The following is a 20,822-nucleotide window of genomic DNA, read 5'->3' as shown; positions in this document are numbered from 1 at the left end:
CAGGTCTTCGTGGCGCGCCATGGGGTGAGCCGGTGTGAGGCACCGCGGACAACGGGCCTGCCGAGCCTCACGCGCCGCACGATATGCTGCTGCACCGGGACGTTCTTTCCCTCTCGGTCGCAGAGCCTAGTCGCCGCCCTGTCCACCCGTGCGCGGCGGGCGCGGCGGGCCTTCGGCGCGTTCGGGTGGCGGGGCAGGCGGGCCGTGACGCTCGACCGGTTCGGGAAGGGGTTCGGCATCTGCCTCGGGGGACGAGTCGAACAGATGCGTCTCGTCATCCGCTGCACGCTGTTCTTCCCGGGTCTGCGGGCGCGGCGGGGGGGCGGCTGGAACCTGCATTTCGCCGCCGATCTCGGCGCGATGTCGGGGCAGGCATTGCGGATACTCTGCCTGGATCCAGGCGAGGACCTTTTCGCGCACTTCGCACCGCAGATCCCAGGCGATGGGGGATGTGCGCGCGCTCATCAGCCCCCGGACCTGGATCGTGCGCTCGCTGACATCGACCACCTGCACATTCACCACATTTCCGTCCCAGAGGCTGGAGGCCTTGATGATCTCGGTCGCCCTTTCGCGGAAGCGATCGATCGGCATCGTGTAATCGACATGCCACATCACCACCCCGATGATCGAGGCGCTGTCACGGGTCCAGTTCTGGAAGGGCTGCTCGATGAAATAGGACAGCGGCACGACCAGGCGCCGCCAGTCCCACAGCCGGATGGTGACATAGGTGGCGCGAATCTCCTCGATCCAGCCCCATTCATCTTCCACGATCACCACATCGTCGATGCGGATCGGCTGTGTCAACGCGATCTGGACCCCGGCAATGAGGTTGGCAAAGACCGGCCGCGCCGCAAGGCCGACCACAAGGCCGGCCGCCCCGGCCGAGGCCAGAAGGCTCACCCCATAGCGCTGCACGCTTTCGAAGGTCAGCAGCATGGCGCCCACGGTGAACAGAACGATCAGCGTCTGGACGGTGCGGTGCAGAACCCGCACCTGCGTCACATGCTGCCGGGCGCGCAGGTTGTCCTCGACATCCAGCCGGTAGCGGCTGTTCACCCGTTCGGCAGCCAGCGAGGTGACGACGCTGAAGATCCAGCCGATCGTAAGGATCAGAAGCATGGTGGCCGTACGCTGGAACATCAGGCTCCAGAACGGCTCGAGGCTGAGCGTCGGGGCGACGATGACCATCGCCAGAACCACGAAGGCAAGCCGTGTCGGGCCGCGCGTGCGGCGCAGCGCCCGTGTCAGGAAACTGTCCGAGCGCTGCGACAGCCGGCGCACCAGCTTGACGATCAGCCAGTGAAGAGCCAGCGCGAAGGTGACCGCGATCAGGATCGTCAGCAGATTGGGGAGGAAGGGCAGGCGGCTTGTCCAGCCAAGAAGAGCGCCTTGCAACATCATGTCAGCCCGCCCCTTCCGGGCTGAAGGGCGGGGTGGGGCAGTGATATCTGGTCATCGCACATCCGGTGAGAGCACCGACTCCTTCTTCATCCGTGACTGTCACCAGAGGAACCGGTCGCGGCGCGATGACGTTTCACCACAAGTTCGTGAACGAGGAGGAGCGGCGATGCCGGACTTTGAAGTAACGACACTCGATCTGGTGATCGTGGGTGTCTATATCGTCGCCATTCTGGCGCTCGGCTTCTATGTGGGGCGCCAGCAGAAGGAATCGGGGTCGTATTTCCTGGGCGGGCGCGGCGCGGTCTGGCCGCTGATCGGGCTGTCGCTGATGTCGGCCAACCTGTCCGGCACCTCTTATGTCGGGCTTGCCGGTTCGGGATATGACGACGGCATCGCGGTCTGGAACTACGAATGGATCGCCACGGTCGTTCTTGTGTTCTTCGCGGTCTTCATCCTGCCGTTCTACCTGCGGTCCAAGGTGGACACGATGCCGGAATTCCTTGAAAAGCGTTACAACCGCAAGACGCGCTACGTGTTCTCGGGCTTTTCCGTGGTCACGGCGATCTTCATCGACAGTGCCGGTGCGCTGTTCGCGGGCGGGCTGACGCTTCAGTTGCTGTTTCCGGATTATTCGCTGTGGTTCCTGATCGTGGTGATCGCCGTGCTGGCCGGAACCTATGTGATCTTTGGCGGGCTCAAGGCGGTGATGATCACCGATACGGCCCAGGCGGTGCTGCTGCTGCTGGTCGGCACGACGATCTTCGTGATGCTGTTTCTGGAAATGGGTTCGTGGGAGGCCGTCCGCAATGCCGCGCCCGAGGGCGGGTTCACGCTGTTCAAGCCGGCGGACGATGATTTCCTGCCGGCGCCCGGCATCCTCACCGGCGTTCTGTGGCTCGGGGTCTATTACTGGATCGCGAACCACGTCGTCGTGCAGAAGGTGCTGGCGGCGAAGGATACCAACCACGGCCGCTGGGGGGTTCTCCTGGCGGGGGCGTTGCAGCTGCCCTTCCTGTTCATCCTGATCATGCCGGGCTTGATGGGGCGCGAATTCTTCCCCGATCTCGAAAACCCGGATCACATCTGGCCGGCGCTGGTGTTCGATTTCCTGCCCGTGGGCATAAGGGGCCTTGCGCTGGCGGCACTGATCGCCGCGCTGATGTCCACGCTGGACTCGGTGCTGAACGGCGCCGCCTCGATGGTGATCAACGACTTCGTCAAGACGCGCGGGAAGAAGATGGACGAGGCCAGGATGCTGTGGCTCAGCCGGGCGGCGGTGGGCGTGCTGATGGTGATCGCCGCGCTCTGGGCGCCGATGATCGGCAACTTTGGCAATATTGTCGAGTATTTCCAGTCCTTCCTTGCCCATCTGACCATGCCGGTCGTGGTGATCTTTCTGGGCGGCCTGTTCTGGCGCGGCGGCACCGGGCGTGCGGCCTTCTGGACGCTGCTGGTGGGGGTGCCGGTCGGTATTCTGGCCTTCATGGCCGGGCAGGTGCTGGAGCTGTTCACGCTGCAGTTCCTTTATGCGGCGGGTCTCATGCTGGTGTTCAGCACGGTGCTGTACGTGGCTGTCAGCCTGCGCAGTGATACCGGCGACACGGATCTGGACGAGCTTACCTGGTCGCGTCGCTTCTGGACCGAGGAAAGCGAGGAGCTGCGTGAGGTTCCGGCCTGGCAGAACTATCGCTACATCGGGCTTGTGCTCCTGGTGATCACGGCGGTCATGGTGTTCCTCTTTGCCTGAGAACTGCCGATGACCGGGGCCGCCGAGATACTGGTGACCCTTGCAGGCGCGCTGGTTCTGGCCGGCGCGCATCTTGCTGCGGCAGTGCTGCGGCCGGAACAGCGGCTGAACCAGCGCGACTGGCGATCCTTTGCGGGGGGTATCGGGTGCGGCTATGTCTTCCTGTTCATCCTTCCCGAGCTTGCGGCCCAGCAGGCCAGCCGCGCCGAGGGGGCAGAACTGAACGCCCATGAACGCGAGGTTTTTCTGACCGCGCTCTGCGGCCTTGCCGCCTATTACGGCCTGGACAGTCTGACCCGGGCGGCAGATGGCGGCTTCCGGTTCGCCGGACGGCGGCTGGCTGCGCCGGGCTTCTGGCTGCACATGGTGGGCTTTGGCATCTATAACGCGATTGTCGGCTATGTCCTGGGGCAGCGCCAGCAGATCGCCGTGGTCGAGGTGACGGTCTATGCGTCGGCTCTTGCGCTGCATTTCTTCGTCAACGATCAGGATCTGCGCGCACGCCATGGTGTGCTTTATGATCGCTGCGGTCGCTGGGCGCTGTCTGCGGCGGTGCTCGTGGGTTGGGCGGCGGGTGTGATGATCTCGGAAGCGAGCACCGTCACCCCGATGATCTTTGCCTTTCTGGCCGGCGGCATGGTTCTCAACATCCTCAAGCAGGAGCTTCCCCCTGAAAACCAGAGCCGTTTCGGCGCCTTCGCCCTGGGTCTTCTGGTGTTCGGTCTGTTCAGCCTGGCTCAGGCCGCGTGACGGAACAAGGCCGCGCCGCAGGCGTTGATGGGGCGACGGAAAAAAGGAGCCGAACATGGCGATCAATTCGCTCAAAGACCTCTATATCGATCAGCTTCAGGACATTCACAGCGCCAACACCCAGGCGCTCGACGTGACGCGCGCCCTGGCCGAGGCCGCCAAGAACCGCGATCTGCGCCGGGCGCTTCAGGCGGGCGTCGAAGGGATCGGCAAGGGCATCGAGGCGGTCGAGAAGATCGTGCGTGCCCATGATGCCGATCCGGCAGGCGAGCATTGCAAGGGCATGGAGGGGCTTGTGAAGGAAGCGCGCGCGCATGCGCTCGAGGAAGAATTCTCGGATGACGATACGCGCGACGCGATGATCATCACCCAGTATCAGCGCATGGTGCACTATGCCATCGCGGGCTACGGCTGTCTCGTGGCCTTCGCGAGCCGGCTTGATCTTTCGGACGATGCGGCGGCGCTTCAGGAATGCCTGGATCATTCCTACAGCGGTGACCGGACGATGACCGACATCGCCACCGGGGGTGTCAATCAGGCCGCAGTCTGATCCCCGTTGGCGTGGACCGCCAGATCGGGGACGCTGTGACGGCGGCCCCGCGTGGCCAGAAGCCAGACCATGCAACGGCCGCCAAGCTCACCTGCCAGACCCCGCCCGATGTGGCGGGGTCTTTGGATGTCGGGGGCTGGAACCGGGGTGGCACTTGTGACGTTCTGATGACGCTGGAGGTCCGCGAAGGCTCTGGCCCACCCGTCCGAGGTGCCTATGGTCCTGCACGATCCGTCGATGGCTGCCGCCGCGTCACTGCCGATCCGCCCCCGTCTGTGCCATGTTTCCGACGACATGCCCGGGATCCGGCGCCGGCGCTGTGGCAAGGGGTTCACCTATGTCGGGCCGGACGGGGCGACGATCACCTGCACGAGGCTGCGCGGCCGTATTGCCGCACTGGCGGTTCCGCCCGCCTGGCAGGAGGTCTGGATCTGCACCGATCCCGAAGGCCATATCCAGGCCACGGGGATCGACGCGGACGGGCGCAAGCAATATCGCTACCATCCCGACTGGAATGCCTGGCGGGCCGAGGTAAAGTTCGGGCAGCTACCCGCCTTCGGGACAGCACTTCCCCGGATCCGCCGCCGGGTGCAGCGCGATCTGCAGGCGGATCCCGGAAGCCCCGAATTCGCGGTGGCGGCGCTTGTCCTGCTGCTGGACCGGGCGCATCTGCGGATCGGCAGCCGCCGCCACACCGCAACAAGCGGCACCTTCGGCGCCACGACGCTTCTGACGCGGCATGTGACCCTTGGCGAGGATGGGACCGTCCGGCTGAGGTTTCGCGCCAAGGGCGGCAAGCGCGTGCGCCGGACCCTGCGCGACAAGGCGCTGCATCGGGTGCTGCAAGAGATCGATGACCTGCCCGGGCGCAATCTGTTCACCTGGATGGACCCTTCGGGGGGCGTGCATCCTGTCACCTCCGGGCAGGTGAACGACTGGCTGAGCGAGACGACGGGCGGTGTCGGGGTGACCGCCAAGACCTTCCGCACCTGGGCGGGCACCGTCTCGGCGCTTGCGGCGGCTGTGGACGCCCGGCGCGAGGGGGCGCGGCTGACCGTATCGGCCATGACCGGCGCAGCGGCGGAACGTCTGCACAACACGCCGGCGATCTGCCGGAAATCCTACATTCACCCCGAGGTTCTTGCCCTGACGGACCTGCCGGCAGAGGAGCGTGATGCCCTTCTGGACACGCCGGTGCCGGCCACGCCGCGCGGGCTTCTGGCGGCGGAACGGCGGCTTCTGTCGTTCCTGTCGCCCTAGCGGAAGAGGCCGTGGCCAAGGCACCGCTTGTGATGGGGTGGCAAAAGATGCCGTGGCTGGCGGGGGCTGTGGGACAAACTGCCTCGACATCTGCAAATCTGGCGCCCGGCCCTGCGGCGACCTTCTCCACGTGATCCGCTGGTCGGCTTTCACGCGGACGCTGGGTGCGCGCCGGCCCGGGCGGGCAGTTCCGCCGGGCAAGGCTATTCCGGATTGGCGGCCCAATCCTCGGACAGTGCTTCCCGAAGGTCGGCCACGGCGCCCGCAGCCACAGGTCCGGCGCTGTTGCCCCAGCTGTTGCGCATATAGGTCACCAGATCGGCGATCTGTTCATCGGTCAGCTTCCAGTGATAGGCCGGCATTCCCAGCGGCCCCGGCCAGTGATCGGTGGCCACCGCCTGCGTGCCTTCAAGGATGATGCGGATCACCGTGGTCGGATCATCGGAACGGACCTTGTTCGACCCCGCGAGCCGGGCGAAGATATGCGGCACGCCTTCGCCGTTGCTGGCATGGCAGGCGGCGCAATTGTCGAAATAGATCGCCGCGCCCCGCTCCATCACCGCCGTATCAGGCGTATCGCCCTGATCGGGCAGCCGATCGTCAAGCGACTTGAGATAGAGGGCGATGGCCGACAGATCTTCTTCGCGCATGTACTGGGTGGAGAGCGTCACCACCTCGCCCATTCGCGTCATGGCGCCGGTGTGCGCGTTGCGCCCTGTGGCAAGGAAGGCCACGATTTCCTCTGCGGTCCAGTGCTGCAACCCGCCGCCCGTGCCGCCACGGATGTTGGGCGCGTGCCAGTTTTCCAGCACGCCGCCGCGCAGATATTCATCCGGATCGTCGCCCCCGGTCAGCGCCTTGCCGGTGTGGCAGGCGCCGCAATGGGCGGGGCCGTCCACAAGATAGCGCCCGAGGTTCCATTCCTCGGACTGGTTCGGATCAGGGGTGAACTCGCCCGCGTCGAAATGAAGGATCTTCCAGCCCAGAACCGCCGTGCGGATCTGAAGCGGCAGTGGCAGTTCCTCTTCGGGGGTCACATCGTTCCGGACGACGGGAAGCGTGCGCAGATAGTCATAGATCGCATCGACATCCTGCCGCGGCATCAGCGTGAAATAGGGGTAGGGCATCGCGGGATAAAGATGCGCCCCGTCCGCACGCCGCCCTTCGTGCAGGGCCAGCCAGAAGTCTTCGCGGGTCCAGGTTCCGATGCCGGTATCGGTATCAAAGGTGATGTTGGGGGTCAGGATCGGGCCGAAGGGCGTCTCCATCTCGCGGCCACCCGCCCAGGGGGCGCCGTGGTTCTTGATGTCGGTGTGGCAGCCGACACAATTGGCGACGGTGGCGAGGTAGCGGCCACGCTCCACCTGGCTTGTGGACAGATCCTGCGCGCGGGCGTCGGGGGCAAGGGCGGCCACGGCAAGACACGAGGCAACGCCGGCCGCGCGAAGCGCGCTGGGGCGGGAAAGGGGCCGGGCGCTCATGCCTGCACCATCGGGCCGGGCGCGCGCAGATACTGATCGCGGATCGCCTGTGCCGACCAGTAAGTCAGCGCCGCCACCGTGTCGGTGGGATTGTAGCCGGCGTTCTGGGGAAAGACGCCCGCGCCCATCACGAACAGGTTGTGCAGATCCCAGCTTTGCAGATAGCGGTTCACGACACTGTCGGCCGGAGTTTCGCCCATGATCGTGCCGCCGGTATTGTGCGTCGTCTGGTAGGGCACGATGTCGTAATGGTCGTCCAGGCTGCTGGCGTGAACATCGCGCCCGCCCATGTTTCGCGCAATCTCCTCGGCGATCGGGGTGATGTATTCGCTCAGGCGGCGGTCGTTCTGGGTGAAATCATAGGTCATGCGCATCAGCGGGCGGCCATAGATATCCTTGTAGGTCGGATCGAGGTCGAGGTAGTTGCCGCGATAGGCCATCGAGGCCCCATGCACCGAAAGCGAGGTGTGGCGCAGGAAATTGTGCTGCAGCGCAGCCTTCCACTCGGCCCCCCATCCCGGCGTGCCTTCGGGAACCGGGTGGGATTCGATCGGGCGGGCGTTGGTTGTCCAGCAGCCGATATAGGCCCCGCCGATGAAGCCAAGGCCCGTATGGTCGAAGTTGTCACCGTTGTAGTCATCAACGATCATGCCAAGCGCCCCGGCGCCGACGAATTCATTGGTATATTCCTCGTCAAAGAACACATCCACGCCGGTCATCACCTGGTAGCAATAGTTCTTGCCCACCAGGCCTTCGCCCGTGCCGGGATTGTAGATCTCGCCGATGCCCGACAGCATCATCAGCCGCGTGTTCGACAACTGGTATCCGCAAAGGATCACGATCTCGGCCGGCTGTTCGTATTCGTTGCCCTGGGTGTCCACATAGGTCACGCCGGTGGCGCGTGTGCCGTCTGCGGACTTGTTGACGTGCAGCACCTCGCTGTGGGTGCGCAGGGTGAAGTTCGGCTTTTTCATCAGCACCGGGATGATGGTTGTCTGCGGGCTGGACTTGGAATAGTTGCCGCAGCCGTATTTTTCGCAGAACCCGCAATAGGTGCAGGGCGCCAGCGGCAGGCCCAGCGGATTGACATAGGCACGGCTCATGTTCGCGGAAGGGCCCGGGAAGGGGTTGAGGCCCAGCCCCCGCGCCGCTGCCTCGAACCGATGCTGCGAGAAGGTCATTTCCATCGGCGGGTTGGGGTATTCGTCGCTGCGCCAGCCCTCGAACGGGTTGCCGCCGTCGCGCAACGTGCCGTTGATGTTGCCGGCGCGCCCGGAAATGCCGCAGAGCTTTTCGAACCGGTCGAAATGCGGCTCCAGCTCGTCATAGGTGACGCCGTAGTCCTGGACGGTCATGTCCTCGGGCAGGGGGCCATAGCGTTCTTCGTTATGGCTGCGCGCGACGAAATCGGACGGAAGAAAGCGGAAGGTCTGCCCGTTCCAGTGCACACCCGCGCCGCCGACCCCGACACCCGGAAGGTAAGATCCCCAGCGCCGGATCGGCAAGGCCACCTGACCGGTGCTGTTGCGGAAGGTCTGGGTTTCGCGGGCGGTTTCCAGAAACATCTGGTGGCGCCAGTAGTAGCGAAGTTCATCCGGCGCATGGCTGGGCGGAAAATCGGTGGGCGTATCGCGCCAGCCACCGCGTTCGAGCGCCAGCACCTCGAGACCGGCCTCGGTCAGTTCCTGCGCCATGATCGCGCCGGTCCAGCCAAACCCGACCAGCACCACGTCCACGGGGGGTTTTCGTTCTGCCATGGCTTGCTCCTTGAAACTTGCTTCGGCGGGGCGGCTTCAGCCGGCGGACCAGCCGGGACGGCCCATCAGCCCCACCGGGGGCAGGTCGATGCGGGCGCCATTGTGATGGATGAAATCGCGATAGTCATAGCGCGCCCCCGGAAACCCCACGAGTTGCCAGCCCACCATCCCCTGATTGCCGCCATAGACCGGATCACAGAAGAATCCTTCGATCGTCATCTCGTGCACGAATTCGAAGAAACCCTTGGACGACATGCCGGGGAACAGGATCTCGCCCTCTTCCAGCGCGTGCAGGATTTCGTCCTGCTGTTCGGGTGTCAGATCCGCGAAATCGGCGCCCTGATAGGTGGTGCGCGTGTGGGCACCGAGCGCCTCGAGCCCGGTTCGGATCAGTTGTGCCGGGGTGCGGTCATACTGATACCCTTGGGTTTCAAGCGCTTCGGGGAAGGGACCCTGCATGTACCAGTGCTGCGCCCGCCCGTAAAAGCCGGCGAGCTGGCGGTCGATGAAGGTGACCACGCCCGCCTCGCGTGCGCCGGGGCTGTCGGCATCGCCGGGGATCAGCCGCGCAGTGATTGCATCCAGCGCCCGCCGTTCGGCCGCGGTCAGAAACCCCTCGGTCTCGGTTCCGAAATAAGGCGGATCGGCCGCACCCGGGGCGCGCAACATCCCGGTCTGGGACAGTTCGCGCGCCAGAAGCCCCGTGGGCATGACAATCGCTGTTCCGGCCATCAGGCCGCGAACCAGAAGCTCGCGCCGGTTCATCCTGCTCCTCCTTCTGCCGGCTTGCGCCGGCGCGCAATCGCGCATCAGTCGGAAAACGCGAAAATGTGATGACGGTTCCGGAACCTTGGCGATTTCCTGCCGTTCTCGGCTGAAAATCCTGTCAGATGAAGAAGTTGGTGGTCGCGATCCCGATGGCCACAACCACATATCCGGCGCCGACAAGCAGGCCGTCGCGGATCAGCAGGCCCGCCGCGAAAAGCGAAATGGCGAGCGCCGCCACCGAGGCGAGCATCGGTACGAACTCCATCAGCGGCATGACCAGCGTGATGGCCACACAGGTCAGAAGGGCGATTGTATTCGCGGGCTTGTCGGTCAGGAAGGTCAGCCGTTCCTTGAGCACGGGATCGACATAGCTGACCGGCTTGCGCAGGAAGTCGACCGCCTTGTGCATCCGTTTGGAGGACACCTTGCGTCGTCGCAGAAAGCCCGGGAGCCACAGGCTGTCGCGGCCGATCAGCATCTGAACCGCGATCAGCCCGATGATCAGCCCGGAAATGGTCGGCGTGCCGGGGATGCTGGAGATGGGCGAGACCATGATCAGTGCCGGCACAAGCAGAAGGGGCGCGAAGGAGCGGTCTCCCATCGCCTCGACTACCTGTTCGACCGAGACCGATTCCTCGTCACCCGCCTCGTCAAGTCCGTCAAGGACTTCGGCGATCTTGCGGTTCTCATCACCGTCGCTGCCGGTCATCGGACCTCCGGTCGGTTCCAGGCATCACGGGAAGCGGGCCGATGGCCCGCCCGCCGATCGTGCTGCGCGGCGTTCACTGCGCCTGACGCGCCTCGGAGGTGATCGCCGTGCCCGCGGCAGAAATATCCTGCCCAGCGCCCTCGACGGTGTTGCAGGCGGCAAGACCAAGGATCACAAGAACGGGAAACAGTCGATACAGCATCACAAGCACTCCTGTATGGGTTGACGATGGCCAACGCTGCAGGTGCGGAATGGTTCCGGATCATCCTTCCGGCACAAGGCGCGTGATCCCGACAGCCGCCGCTCGGGCCAGGTCCGGGTCAAGCGACATGGGGATGTATTCACCGCGCCGCCACAGATCGCCAAGGTCATCATAATGCCGGCTCAGAGGATGGCCGGACTGCCCGGTCGAGATGATGAAGACCGAACTGTCGGGATCGGCAAAATCATAGACGCCGCGATAGCCCGCGCCATGCACGTTGTGAAACGGGTCCGGATCGCGGCCCGAGGTTGCGCCGCGCATCAGGGTGTGATCGTCGCCACTGGTCGATTGGCGGATGTTGACGAAATGGCGCAGCACCCGCAGATCGCCCAGCACCGGGTGGTCATGCGTGGCCTGATGGGCATCGCCCCAGCGCCAGCTTTCGATCGTGGGGCCGAACCGTTCGCCAAGCCAGACCAGCGCATCGTCCAGCGCCATGCGGGCGATATCGGTGCAGGTTTCGACGGGCGAGGACTGGATGATGTCGCACCAGACCGCGGCCCCGTCAGTGTCCCGATAGACCCGTTCGATGAAGACAGGCTCGATCCGGCGGAACTGGTCGGCCAGCGGGCCAAGATCGTCGCGGATCAGCCGGTCCTGCAGCGCCCGCATCCAGGCGGCATAGATCAGCGGCTCGGGCAGATGCTCGTTCATCTCGCCGTTCCACTCCGCCAGAAGGATCAGCGCGCGCTGGCGGCGGCGTTCGGGCGTGTTTTCGGGTGCCGCTTCGCCGGTGAACCACAGATCGGCGCCGATCAGCGGCAGAAGCGTGCGGGCCGTGGTGCTGACTGTATCCAGCTGCGCCTCGATGAAGCTGTCGCGGGTGTGGACATCGCGCATCCGCATCAACCGCAGCCACCGCTGGATACGCTGGGTATCGCCCCATCTGTGGCTGACATGTTCCGGGAACGGGCGGTCGATGATCTTGTTGTTGGTATTGCCAAGAATGCCGGTTTCGGGATCGATGAAGGCAGGATTGGAGCTGTGGGGCAAAAGGCCCTGCCAGCGGTTCGTCTGGATCCAGCCGGGGCTGGGCATGCGCCCCTGGGTCTGGTGCTGGGGGTGGCGCGCGGGCATGGCGCCCACCATCTGCATCGCGATGCGGTTCTGATCGACAAGCGTCAGGTTCTGTGACGGCGCGATGAACAGGGGGGCACTGGCCAGGGCCTCGTCCAGGCTCTGGGCCCGCATCAGGCGCAGGGTCGCCGTCATCGACGTGTCGCTGGGATCAAGCAGTGTCCAGCTGACGCTGGTCAGATGACCCGGCGGCGTGATCGAGGCGAGATCATAGTGATGCCCCGGCAGGATCGGGCCGTTCTGCGTCCAGCGCAGCGTCAGGGTGCGCGAGGCTTCGTCCTTCACGCGCAGGATCGACCGACGTGTCTCGAACGGCGCCCAGCCGTCGGGGGTCAGATACTCCTCGGGGTTGTCGGGGTTCAGCCGCTCGATGAACACGTCCTGATCGTCGAGATAGGACGAGGTCACGGCCCAGCCCAGACGTTCCGACCGTCCGGCAAGCACCGCGGGGATGCCGGGGATGGTCGCGCCGATCACACCGCCCGACTGAAGTTCCAGCCGCGCAAGATACCAGACCGAAGGGGCCGAGAAACCCAGATGCGGGTCATTGGCCAGAAGCGTGCCCCCCGAGGCCGAACGCGCCGAGGATGCAGCCCATGCGTTCGAGGCCCCGGCGAGCCCCGGCGCCGGGAAGGGCGACAGCGGCTCCTGATCGAAGGCCAGCGCAGCATGGCTTGGCGCCACTTCGGGGAACAGCTGGGCGAAATCGGGCAGGGCGGCAATGGGCGCCATCGGATCATCGGGCAGAAGGTCGCGCAGCCGATCCTCGGGCAGGACCAGCGACAGGCGCGCGCGCGTTACTTCTTGCGCCAGATGGCCCGAAAGCTGCACCCCCAGAAGCTTGAGCAGGGCGAGGGAATCCGCCGGCTGCCAGAAGGCGATCTCGTTCGAGAACAGGAAGAATTCCGGCGCGCCGCGGCCCCGGGCCTGTTCGTTCACCTCGGCGATCCAGGCGTTCACGCCGCGGGCATAGGCCTCGAGCGCGCTTCGGGTCGCATCATCCTGCGCGGCGACCGAACTGGCGGCCAGCCCGTAAAGATCAAGGCGCCGCATCAGCTCATCCGTACGCAAGGTGCGCGGCCCGAAGATCTCGGACAGACGGCCCTGTGCCGTGCGGCGCAGCATGTTCATCTGCCAGAGCCGGTCCTGCGCATGGGCAAAGCCAAGCGCGAAGAACACGTCATCATCCGTGGCCCCGAAGATGTGCGGCACGTTCGAATTGTTGCGCACGATTTCGACTTCGGCCGAAATGCCGCCGACACGATGCGTGGCCGAGTAATCCGGTATCGAGCGCGTCGCGAAGTAGTAGAGCCCCAGAACGATCAGTGCCGCGACGGCCACAAGGGCAAGGAACAGACGCAGAAGCCAGCGGAAGGCAATGACCATGAAAAGCCCGTGGTTGACGGCAGAGGTGATCCCGGTGTTAGAGAGAAAGACGGCGAGTTGCAATCGGCGCAGGAGAGGGCGGGATCATGGCGAAGGTGGCGTTTCTGGGACTTGGGGTGATGGGCTTTCCCATGGCCGGACATCTGGTCCGGGCCGGGCACAGCGTCACGGTTTATAACCGCAGCCCGGCAAAGGCCGAGGCCTGGGTCGCAGCCTATGGCGGCACGCGGGCGGACACCCCGGCCCTGGCCGCGGAAGGTGCCGAATTCGTGATGACCTGCGTGGGCAATGACGACGATCTGCGGGCGGTCTGCTGCGGAACGGAGGGTGCCTTTGCCGGCATGGCGGCCGGGGCGATCCTTGTGGATCACACGACGGTCTCGGCGCGGGTGACGCGCGAACTGCAGGCCGAAGCGACCGCGGCGGGGCTGGGATTTGTCGATGCGCCGGTTTCGGGCGGGCAGGCGGGGGCCGAGAACGGCGTCCTGTCCGTCATGTGCGGGGGGGATGCCGAAGACTATGCCCGGGCCGAGCCGGTGATTGCGGCCTATGCGCGGATCTGCCGTCGCCTTGGGGACAGCGGTGCCGGGCAGCTTGCCAAGATGATGAACCAGATCTGCATCGCGGGGGTTCTGCAGGGCCTGTCCGAGGCGTTGCGCTTTGGCGAGCTTGCAGGGCTCGACGGGCGCGCGGTGGTGGAGGTCATCAGCCAGGGCGCCGCGGGATCCTGGCAGATGGTCAACCGGCACGAGACGATGCTGGAGGACCGGTTCGATTTCGGCTTTGCCGTGGACTGGATGCGCAAGGACCTGGGCATCTGCCTTGCGGCGGCCGAAGAAATCGGCGCGCCGCTTCCCATGACGGCGTTGGTGGATCAGTTCTACAAGGATGTCCAGGCATTGGGGGGCGGCCGGTCGGATACGTCATCCCTCATCCGCCGGCTGCGCCACCTGTCCTGATCGCGGGCCGTCGCAGAGGGCGCGATCCTGACTGCGAGTGGAGGTTTCGCTGGCGCCGGCGCGCTTGCAAGGCGGGGCGTCGCGCGGTCCGGGGCCCTGTGCCTCCGCCGCGCCCTTGGTGGGGGCGGAGGCGCTCCCGCCCGTCTTCACCCGCCTGCGGCAGGCTCATCCCGTTGGGCCGCGCCGCGCGCTTGCGCGCGCGGCTGCAGCGCCGGAATGGCCGGGGCAGGAAGCCCGGAGCGCAGTTGCTGGCTTCGCAATGTCCGAATTTCAGGCCGGCGAACAGCGCAAGGCCGGGCGCGACACCACCACCGACGCGCCAGCCGAGAGGAGCCAGAGCGGAGGGCAGCGGACGGCGAGGATTTGTGCCCCACCGTCGGGGGGAGAGGTTTCGGCGCCTCGTGGCGCGCCGGAGGGAAGGCGTCCGACAGGCCCGCCATGGCGACTTGAATGCTGCGGGAAGCGGCTGTCCATGCTGGGACATCGGGCATGACGCGTTGCGCATCCAGGCGAGGCCGCGGGTCCTTGATCGGGATCTGCGATGGCTGGCGCGCCGTCCGCTTTGCCCCGCCCCGCAGCGGGTGGCCGGCGGTGGAGAAACCGCCCGCCGCCCTTCGGGTGCGGGCGGCACCTCGGATCTCAGGGGATGATGCGCGTATATTTGGTTCCCCCCAGGGTGGCGCCGGCAATGAGACCGGACTGACCGAAGATCACCGCGATCACCGGAGCCTGCTGGGTGGTGCTGTCAAGTCCGGCGGCGGCGCCGCCATCGGGCAGGGCATAGCGCACGTCGGCGTTCACGGCCCAGCCCTCCGACTGGCGGAACTCGGCCAGCGACTCGGCGGTCATGAAGAACAGCGCATGGGCATATTGCTGCGCCCCGATCTGGAATCCAAGCGTGGCCCGCGCGGCGGAATAGTAATCCACCGTCACATCGCGGATGCGCAAGGCGCCCTGACCATAGCTTCCGCCAAAGCCCAGCCCCGCCTCGGTGATCAGCGGCATGTAGAGGATCCCCTGTGCGCGCGCCGCCAGATCCTGCGTGCCCGGGTAACGGCTGAACAGGAAGTCCCGTGTGGCATCGACGCGGGCATCAAGCCGTTGTGCGCCGTCGCTGCCGATCGGATTTCCACATGCGGCAAGTCCGCCAAGGGCGAAGGCCCCCGCGACGAAACCTCTGCGCGAATATGCTGACGTCATGCTGCCCCCGGGCTTTCGTTCTTGGGAGGGTCTGGCTGGTGGCGCCAGACGATCCTCATCATGCAGAACTCTAGGCGCTTTTTGTCGCAATGTCACGGGCTTGTCGGGTTCCATGGTAAAACTGGGCAGGGGTTTGCCGATCGCCCAGAACCTGCGATCATGATCGGCGAGCAGGCCCGACAGCCCAAAGGTGGACAGGGGTGCGGATGCCGGGGTTCAAGCTGCGCTGCGCCCCATGACCTTGGGCTGGTGCCGAAGCCAGGCCGATTGCCGAAGGCTGGGGCAACATGGGGTCGCCCGGAATTGCGACGGGCGACCAATCGACGGATGGCCGGTGCCGAAGTCCGCCGTCAGACAGCCGGCTGCAGGAGCCGCGCGACCGCTGGCGCGAAATAGGTCAGCACCCCGTCGCATCCGGCGCGCTTGAAGGCCAGCAGGCTTTCCAGCATTGCCCGTTCACCATCGATCCAGCCCTGATCCGCGGCCCCCCGGATCATCGCATATTCGCCCGACACCTGATAGGCATAGGTCGGCACGGCGAATTCGTCCTTCACCCGGCGGCAGATATCGAGATAAGGCATCCCGGGTTTCACCATCACCATGTCGGCCCCTTCGGCGAGGTCCCGCTCGATCAGGCGCAGCGCCTCGTTGGTATTGGCGGGGTTCATCTGATAGGTCTTCTTGTCCCCGGTCAGCAGCCCGCTGGCGCCCACCGCATCGCGGAACGGGCCATAGAAGGCGCTGGCATATTTCGCGGAATAGGACAGGATCGCCACATCGGTGTGCCCTGCGCCTTCCAGCGCGCGGCGCATCGCGCCGATACGGCCGTCCATCATGTCTGATGGCCCCAGGATGTCGGCGCCGGCCTCTGCCTGGGCAAGGGCCATGCGCACCAGGGCTTCGACGGTTTCGTCGTTCAGGATGATGCCGTCGCGCACCAGCCCGTCGTGGCCGTTGATGTTGTAGGGATCAAGCGCGATATCCGTCATGACGGCGACCTCGGGCACGGCGGCCTTGATCGCACGGATCGCCCGGTTGCTCAGGTTCTCGGGGTTCCAGGCTTCAGCGCAATCCTCGGTCTTGAGGCTGATGTCGGTATAGGGAAACAGGCAGATGGCCGGAATGCCCAGCTCGGCTGCCTCTTCTGCGGCGCGCACCGCACGGTCGATCGACAGCCGCGCGACGCCGGGCATCGACGCGATCGGATCGGCCAGATCCTCGCCCTCGCGGATGAAGATCGGCCAGATCAGGTCCTTCACGGTCAGAACGTTTTCCTGGCACAGGTCGCGCAGCGCCTGGCTGCGGCGGGTGCGGCGCAACCGGGTGGCAGGGAAGGGGGCGAGCGTCGGGCGCATGGCGGACCTCCGGATCTTGCGAGAACTGGCCCTGCCTCGCAGATTTGTCCGTCCTGCTCAAGCCCTGCCGCCGGCTGCCGAGGATGCTGGCCTTCGGCGTGGCAGGGCGCTAACCTGCGGCCAACCGGGGCCGAGCACAGGGAACCAGCCGGACGTGAGCCTTTATCAGCATCTTTACGAAGTTCTCGACACACGTTCGTTCACCACCCTCTGGTACTGGATCGCCCTGCTGGCCTTCTGGTATCTGGCCGGAGTGCGCGTGCTGGGCATTCCCTATGACATGGTGCTGCAGGCCCGCCGCGACGCCACGGCCCAGGCGGCGCTGGCCCAGATGGCGGCGCTGTCGGTGCCGCGGCAGATCCCCGCAGGGCAGGCGGGCGTCTGGGCCACGGGATTTGCGGCGCTGCTGCTGACCATGCTGTTCATGTTGGGGTTTTCCTACGGGCTTGAACTGGCGCAGGCCCTGTTCTTTCTGGCGCTGCCGATGTGCCTTCTGGCCTTGATGCGGGTGCGGGTGGCGCGCAGGATCCACGAGCGCGGGCTTGAGGACGGGGCGCTGGTGAAGGCGCTGATGCGGCATCGCGGCATGGTGCAGTTGCTGGGGATGATCTCGGTCTTCTTCACGGTGCTGTGGGGGATGTGGCACAGCCTGACGGTTGGTGTGCTGGGCAATTGACATCCCCGCGTCAACGGTTACCTCCGGCTGCATGAACAAGGCATCCCGTATCACCCTGGGCGGCGCGCCCGAAGGCTTTGACGCGCGGCTTCTGGCGCGCGAACTGGAAACCTCCGGTGCGCCGGTGGTCCATGTGGCGCGCGACGACAAGCGGCTTGAGGCGATGCGCGCCGCCCTGGCCTTCTTTGCCCCGCAGGCGGTGGTTCTGAGCTTCCCGGCCTGGGACTGCCTTCCCTATGATCGCATGTCGCCGAACCCCGCGATTTCCTCGGTGCGGATGGCGACGCTGGCGGCGCTGGCGCATGGCGTGCCGGGGCCGTTCATCCTGCTGACGACACTGTCGGCGGCGATGCAGCGGGTGCCGGCGCGCGATGTGGTTGCGGGGGCCTCGTTCACCGCGCGGGTCGGCGGGCGGGTCAACGAGACGGCGCTGCGTCAGTTTCTGGTGCGCATGGGCTTTTCCCAGGCCCCGACGGTGACCGAACCCGGCGATTATGCGGTCCGCGGCGGGATCATCGACATCTATCCGCCGGGCGAGGGCGGTCCGGTCCGGCTTGATCTTTTCGGCGATGTGCTGGACGGGGCGCGGCGATTTGACCCGGTCAGCCAGCGCACCACGGAAAAGCTGGATGTGATCGAACTCGCCCCCATGTCGGAAGTCATTCTCGACGAGGCCTCGATCACGCGGTTCCGGCAGAACTACCGGATCGAGTTCGGCGCGGCAGGTTCCGACGATCCGCTGTATGAGGCCGTCAGCGCCGGCCGCAAGCAGCAGGGGATGGAGCACTGGCTCCCCTTCTTCCACGCACGCATGGAGACGCTGTTCGACTATCTGCCCACGGCCTCGGTGGTGCTGGATGACCAGATCACCGCGCAACGTCTCAGCCGCTGGGAAGGGATCGAGGATCAGTACGACACCCGACGCGAGGCGATGACCAGCAAGACGCGCGGCGATACAGTCTACAAACCCTGCCCCCCCGGGCTGCTTTATCTTGACGATGCGCAGTGGGAGGCGGCGCTGGCCGATCATCGCCTGCTGCAGCTTAACCCGCTGCCGCAGGGCACCGGGCCGGGGGTGCTGGATGCGGGCGGGCGGCTGGGGCGGAACTTTGCGCCCGAACGCCAGCAGGAAAGCATCAGCCTGTTCGGCGCGCTTGCGGCCCACATCGCCGAATTGCGCCGGGACCGGCAGGTGATCATCGCCAGCTATTCCGATGGTGCGCGCGAACGCCTGAAGGGGTTGATGGAGGATCAGGAGGTCACGGGCGCGCGGCTTGTCCGGGACATCCGCGATGTGCCCGAAGGCCGCGGTGGCCTGTTCCTGGCGACCTGGGGGCTTGAACACGGCTTTACCGGGCCGGGGCTGGCCGTGATCGCGGAACAGGATGTGCTGGGTGACCGGCTGATCCGCGCGCCCAAGCGTCGCCGCAAGGCCGAGAACTTCCTGACCGAGGCACAAAGCCTTTCGCCGGGGGATCTGGTCGTCCATGTCGATCACGGGGTCGGGCGCTACACGGGGCTTGAGACCATCACCGCGATGGGGGCGCCGCATGAATGTATCGCCCTGGAATATGCCGGCGGCGACCGGCTGTTCCTTCCGGTCGAGAACGTGGAGCTTCTGTCGCGCTATGGGCATGAAGAGGGGCTGCTTGACCGTCTGGGTGGGGGCGCCTGGCAGGCCAAGAAGGCAAAGCTCAAGGAGCGTATCCGCCAGATCGCCGACAAGCTGATCCGCATCGCCGCCGAACGGATCCTGCGCAGCGCCCCGGTGTTCGATCCGCCCGAGGCGGTGTGGGAGGCCTTTGCCGCGCGCTTTCCCTACGAGGAAACCGAAGACCAGCTGGCCGCGATCGAGGATGTGCTGTCCGATCTGTCGGCCGGCCGGCCGATGGACCGGCTGATCGTCGGCGACGTGGGCTTCGGCAAGACCGAGGTCGCGATGCGCGCGGCCTTTGTCGCGGCGATGTCGGGCGCGCAGGTGGCGGTCATCGCCCCCACGACGCTTCTGGCGCGCCAGCATTACCGGAGTTTCGCCGAACGGTTCCGGGGCTTTCCCCTGAATGTGCGGCAGTTGTCGCGCTTCGTTCCGTCCAAGGAGGCCGCAGCAACCCGGGCCGGCCTTGCCGATGGCACGGTCGATATCGTGATCGGCACCCACGCGCTTCTGGCGAAAGGTGTCCGGTTCCGCGATCTGGGCCTTCTGATCATCGACGAGGAACAGCATTTCGGCGTCGGCCACAAGGAGCGGCTGAAGGAGATGCGCAGCGAGATCCATGTGCTGACGCTGACCGCCACGCCCATTCCGCGCACGCTGCAACTCAGCCTTACCGGGGTGCGGGACCTGTCGATCATCGGCACGCCGCCGGTCGATCGCCTTGCGATCCGCACCTATGTCTCCGAGTTCGACCCGGTCACCATCCGCGAGGCGCTGCTGCGGGAACATTATCGCGGCGGCCAGAGCTTCTATGTCGTGCCGCGCATCGCCGATCTGCCGGCGATCGAGGAATTCCTGCGCGACCAGGTGCCCGAGGTCAGCTATGTCGTGGCCCATGGGCAGATGGCGGCGGGCGAGCTTGATGACCGCATGAACGCCTTCTACGACGGCAAGTATGACGTGTTGCTGGCCACGTCGATCGTGGAATCCGGCCTCGATATTCCGACGGCGAACACGATGATCGTGCACCGCGCCGACATGTTCGGCCTGTCGCAGCTCTATCAGATCCGCGGGCGCGTCGGCCGGGCAAAGACGCGTGCCTATTGCTACCTGACCACCAAGCCGCGCGCGCCGCTGACCCCGCAGGCCATGAAGCGGCTGCGGCTTCTGGGCAGCCTTGACAGCCTTGGCGCGGGCTTCACGCTTGCCAGCCAGGACATGGACCTGCGCGGCGCCGGCAACATACTGGGCGAGGAACAGTCGGGCCACATCAAGGAGGTGGGCTACGAACTCTATCAGTCGATGCTGGAAGAGACCATTTCCCGGATCAAGTCAGGCGAGCTGACCGGCCTGGCGGATGAAGGCGAATGGTCGCCGCAGATCAACCTGGGCGTGCCGGTTCTGATCCCGGAAGCCTATGTGCCCGACCTTGATGTGCGGCTTGGGCTTTACCGGCGGCTTTCGACCCTGACGACCAAGGTCGAGCTTGAGGGCTTTGCCGCTGAACTGATCGACCGGTTCGGCGACCTGCCGCGCGAGGTGAACACGCTTCTTCTGATCGTGCGCATCAAGTCCATGTGCAAGGTTGCCGGCATTGCCCGTCTTGATGGCGGGCCAAAGGGCGCGACGATCCAGTTCCACAACGACAAGTTCGCCAATCCTGCCGGTCTGGTTGCGTTCCTGCAGGCCGAAAAGGGGCAGGCGCGGGTCAAGGACAACAAGATCATCATCCAGCGCGACTGGACGCGCGAGGCCGACAAGATCAAGGGCGCCTATGGTATCGCCCGCGATCTTGCCGCGCAGGTCAAGGCGGTGGGTGCGGCGCGCTGA

Annotated in this window: 16 protein-coding genes; 7 read left to right on the top strand and 9 right to left on the bottom strand. The window is 65.6% G+C overall.

Translation table 11 applies throughout. From position 1 onward, the window contains the following. Positions 1 to 126: 126 nt before the first annotated feature. Positions 127 to 1,401: a mechanosensitive ion channel family protein gene (locus tag ACFQXB_RS13185; protein ID WP_377404539.1), complete on the bottom strand. Its 1,275-nt coding sequence runs from the start codon at positions 1,399 to 1,401 to the stop codon at positions 127 to 129. 166 nt (positions 1,402 to 1,567) lie between these two features. Here ACFQXB_RS13185 and ACFQXB_RS13180 point away from each other — a divergent pair, with 166 nt between their 5' ends. The 4 genes from ACFQXB_RS13180 (at position 1,568) to ACFQXB_RS13165 (ending at position 5,708) form a co-directional block, all read left to right on the top strand. Beyond that, complete coding sequence (locus tag ACFQXB_RS13180; RefSeq protein ID WP_377404536.1) at positions 1,568 to 3,148, top strand: sodium:solute symporter family transporter; 1,581 nt, start codon at positions 1,568 to 1,570, stop codon at positions 3,146 to 3,148. A gap of 9 nt (positions 3,149 to 3,157) precedes the next feature. Beyond that, entirely contained in the window at positions 3,158 to 3,898 is a 741-nt protein-coding gene (locus ACFQXB_RS13175) for a hypothetical protein (RefSeq protein ID WP_377404533.1), read from the top strand. 55 nt (positions 3,899 to 3,953) lie between these two features. After that, complete coding sequence (locus tag ACFQXB_RS13170; protein WP_377404530.1) at positions 3,954 to 4,448, top strand: ferritin-like domain-containing protein; 495 nt, start codon at positions 3,954 to 3,956, stop codon at positions 4,446 to 4,448. Positions 4,449 to 4,664: 216 nt separating this feature from the next. Then, a complete protein-coding gene (locus ACFQXB_RS13165; protein WP_377404527.1) occupies positions 4,665 to 5,708 on the top strand; it encodes a DNA topoisomerase IB in 1,044 nt (347 codons plus the stop codon). 203 nt (positions 5,709 to 5,911) lie between these two features. Here the strand turns inward: ACFQXB_RS13165 and ACFQXB_RS13160 are convergent, their stop codons facing one another. The 6 genes from ACFQXB_RS13160 to ACFQXB_RS13135 all read right to left on the bottom strand — a co-directional run bounded on the left by ACFQXB_RS13160 (position 5,912) and on the right by ACFQXB_RS13135 (position 13,148). Then, positions 5,912 to 7,189 (bottom strand): c-type cytochrome, encoded by a 1,278-nt coding sequence (locus ACFQXB_RS13160; RefSeq protein ID WP_377404524.1) that lies wholly within the window; start codon positions 7,187 to 7,189, stop codon positions 5,912 to 5,914. Further along, positions 7,186 to 8,946, bottom strand: a complete 1,761-nt coding sequence (locus ACFQXB_RS13155; RefSeq protein WP_377404521.1) for a GMC family oxidoreductase — start codon at positions 8,944 to 8,946, stop codon at positions 7,186 to 7,188. The genes ACFQXB_RS13160 and ACFQXB_RS13155 overlap by 4 nt, the downstream gene beginning before the upstream one ends. Before the next feature lie 36 nt (positions 8,947 to 8,982). Further along, positions 8,983 to 9,711 (bottom strand): gluconate 2-dehydrogenase subunit 3 family protein, encoded by a 729-nt coding sequence (locus ACFQXB_RS13150; RefSeq protein WP_377404518.1) that lies wholly within the window; start codon positions 9,709 to 9,711, stop codon positions 8,983 to 8,985. 121 nt (positions 9,712 to 9,832) lie between these two features. Then, positions 9,833 to 10,423 (bottom strand): exopolysaccharide biosynthesis protein, encoded by a 591-nt coding sequence (locus ACFQXB_RS13145; RefSeq protein ID WP_377404515.1) that lies wholly within the window; start codon positions 10,421 to 10,423, stop codon positions 9,833 to 9,835. Between the two features lie 73 nt (positions 10,424 to 10,496). Beyond that, positions 10,497 to 10,625, bottom strand: coding sequence for an entericidin A/B family lipoprotein (locus ACFQXB_RS13140; RefSeq protein ID WP_377404512.1), 129 nt, complete (start codon positions 10,623 to 10,625; stop codon positions 10,497 to 10,499). 60 nt (positions 10,626 to 10,685) lie between these two features. After that, complete coding sequence (locus ACFQXB_RS13135) at positions 10,686 to 13,148, bottom strand: penicillin acylase family protein (RefSeq protein ID WP_377404509.1); 2,463 nt, start codon at positions 13,146 to 13,148, stop codon at positions 10,686 to 10,688. 86 nt (positions 13,149 to 13,234) lie between these two features. Here ACFQXB_RS13135 and ACFQXB_RS13130 point away from each other — a divergent pair, with 86 nt between their 5' ends. Further along, positions 13,235 to 14,107, top strand: a complete 873-nt coding sequence (locus ACFQXB_RS13130) for an NAD(P)-dependent oxidoreductase (RefSeq protein WP_377404506.1) — start codon at positions 13,235 to 13,237, stop codon at positions 14,105 to 14,107. A 639-nt stretch (positions 14,108 to 14,746) separates the two neighbouring features. On the opposite strand, the gene ACFQXB_RS13125 is transcribed toward ACFQXB_RS13130, so the two are convergent. After that, positions 14,747 to 15,307, bottom strand: a complete 561-nt coding sequence (locus tag ACFQXB_RS13125; protein ID WP_377404503.1) for a lipid-binding SYLF domain-containing protein — start codon at positions 15,305 to 15,307, stop codon at positions 14,747 to 14,749. Between the two features lie 350 nt (positions 15,308 to 15,657). Then, positions 15,658 to 16,662 carry a porphobilinogen synthase gene (gene hemB, locus ACFQXB_RS13120; RefSeq protein WP_377404500.1) on the bottom strand — a complete coding sequence of 335 codons (1,005 nt, stop codon included), beginning with the start codon at positions 16,660 to 16,662 and terminating at the stop codon, positions 15,658 to 15,660. A gap of 154 nt (positions 16,663 to 16,816) precedes the next feature. On the opposite strand from hemB, the gene ACFQXB_RS13115 reads away from it, so the two are divergent. Then, positions 16,817 to 17,338 carry a component of SufBCD complex gene (locus tag ACFQXB_RS13115; protein ID WP_377404497.1) on the top strand — a complete coding sequence of 174 codons (522 nt, stop codon included), beginning with the start codon at positions 16,817 to 16,819 and terminating at the stop codon, positions 17,336 to 17,338. A 31-nt stretch (positions 17,339 to 17,369) separates the two neighbouring features. Then, positions 17,370 to 20,822 (top strand): transcription-repair coupling factor, encoded by a 3,453-nt coding sequence (gene mfd, locus ACFQXB_RS13110; protein WP_377404494.1) that lies wholly within the window; start codon positions 17,370 to 17,372, stop codon positions 20,820 to 20,822.

Source organism: Halodurantibacterium daqingense (assembly GCF_042666235.1).
In the GTDB taxonomy this organism is placed as follows: Bacteria; Pseudomonadota; Alphaproteobacteria; order Rhodobacterales; family Rhodobacteraceae; genus Halodurantibacterium; species Halodurantibacterium daqingensis.
Note: the sequence above shows the minus strand (reverse complement) of the source record. Positions and strands in the feature narration are given on the sequence as shown.

Coding starts and splice junctions, on each gene's coding strand:
- ACFQXB_RS13160 (WP_377404524.1), bottom strand. CDS start 7,189: ATGAGCGCCCGGCCCCTTTCCCGCCCCAGCGCGCTTCGCGCGGCCGGC.
- ACFQXB_RS13125 (WP_377404503.1), bottom strand. CDS start 15,307: ATGACGTCAGCATATTCGCGCAGAGGTTTCGTCGCGGGGGCCTTCGCC.
- ACFQXB_RS13170 (WP_377404530.1), top strand. CDS start 3,954: ATGGCGATCAATTCGCTCAAAGACCTCTATATCGATCAGCTTCAGGAC.
- ACFQXB_RS13135 (WP_377404509.1), bottom strand. CDS start 13,148: ATGGTCATTGCCTTCCGCTGGCTTCTGCGTCTGTTCCTTGCCCTTGTG.
- ACFQXB_RS13185 (WP_377404539.1), bottom strand. CDS start 1,401: ATGATGTTGCAAGGCGCTCTTCTTGGCTGGACAAGCCGCCTGCCCTTC.
- ACFQXB_RS13150 (WP_377404518.1), bottom strand. CDS start 9,711: ATGAACCGGCGCGAGCTTCTGGTTCGCGGCCTGATGGCCGGAACAGCG.
- ACFQXB_RS13155 (WP_377404521.1), bottom strand. CDS start 8,946: ATGGCAGAACGAAAACCCCCCGTGGACGTGGTGCTGGTCGGGTTTGGC.
- ACFQXB_RS13175 (WP_377404533.1), top strand. CDS start 3,158: ATGACCGGGGCCGCCGAGATACTGGTGACCCTTGCAGGCGCGCTGGTT.
- hemB (WP_377404500.1), bottom strand. CDS start 16,662: ATGCGCCCGACGCTCGCCCCCTTCCCTGCCACCCGGTTGCGCCGCACC.
- ACFQXB_RS13180 (WP_377404536.1), top strand. CDS start 1,568: ATGCCGGACTTTGAAGTAACGACACTCGATCTGGTGATCGTGGGTGTC.
- ACFQXB_RS13140 (WP_377404512.1), bottom strand. CDS start 10,625: ATGCTGTATCGACTGTTTCCCGTTCTTGTGATCCTTGGTCTTGCCGCC.
- ACFQXB_RS13130 (WP_377404506.1), top strand. CDS start 13,235: ATGGCGAAGGTGGCGTTTCTGGGACTTGGGGTGATGGGCTTTCCCATG.
- ACFQXB_RS13165 (WP_377404527.1), top strand. CDS start 4,665: ATGGTCCTGCACGATCCGTCGATGGCTGCCGCCGCGTCACTGCCGATC.
- ACFQXB_RS13145 (WP_377404515.1), bottom strand. CDS start 10,423: ATGACCGGCAGCGACGGTGATGAGAACCGCAAGATCGCCGAAGTCCTT.
- mfd (WP_377404494.1), top strand. CDS start 17,370: ATGAACAAGGCATCCCGTATCACCCTGGGCGGCGCGCCCGAAGGCTTT.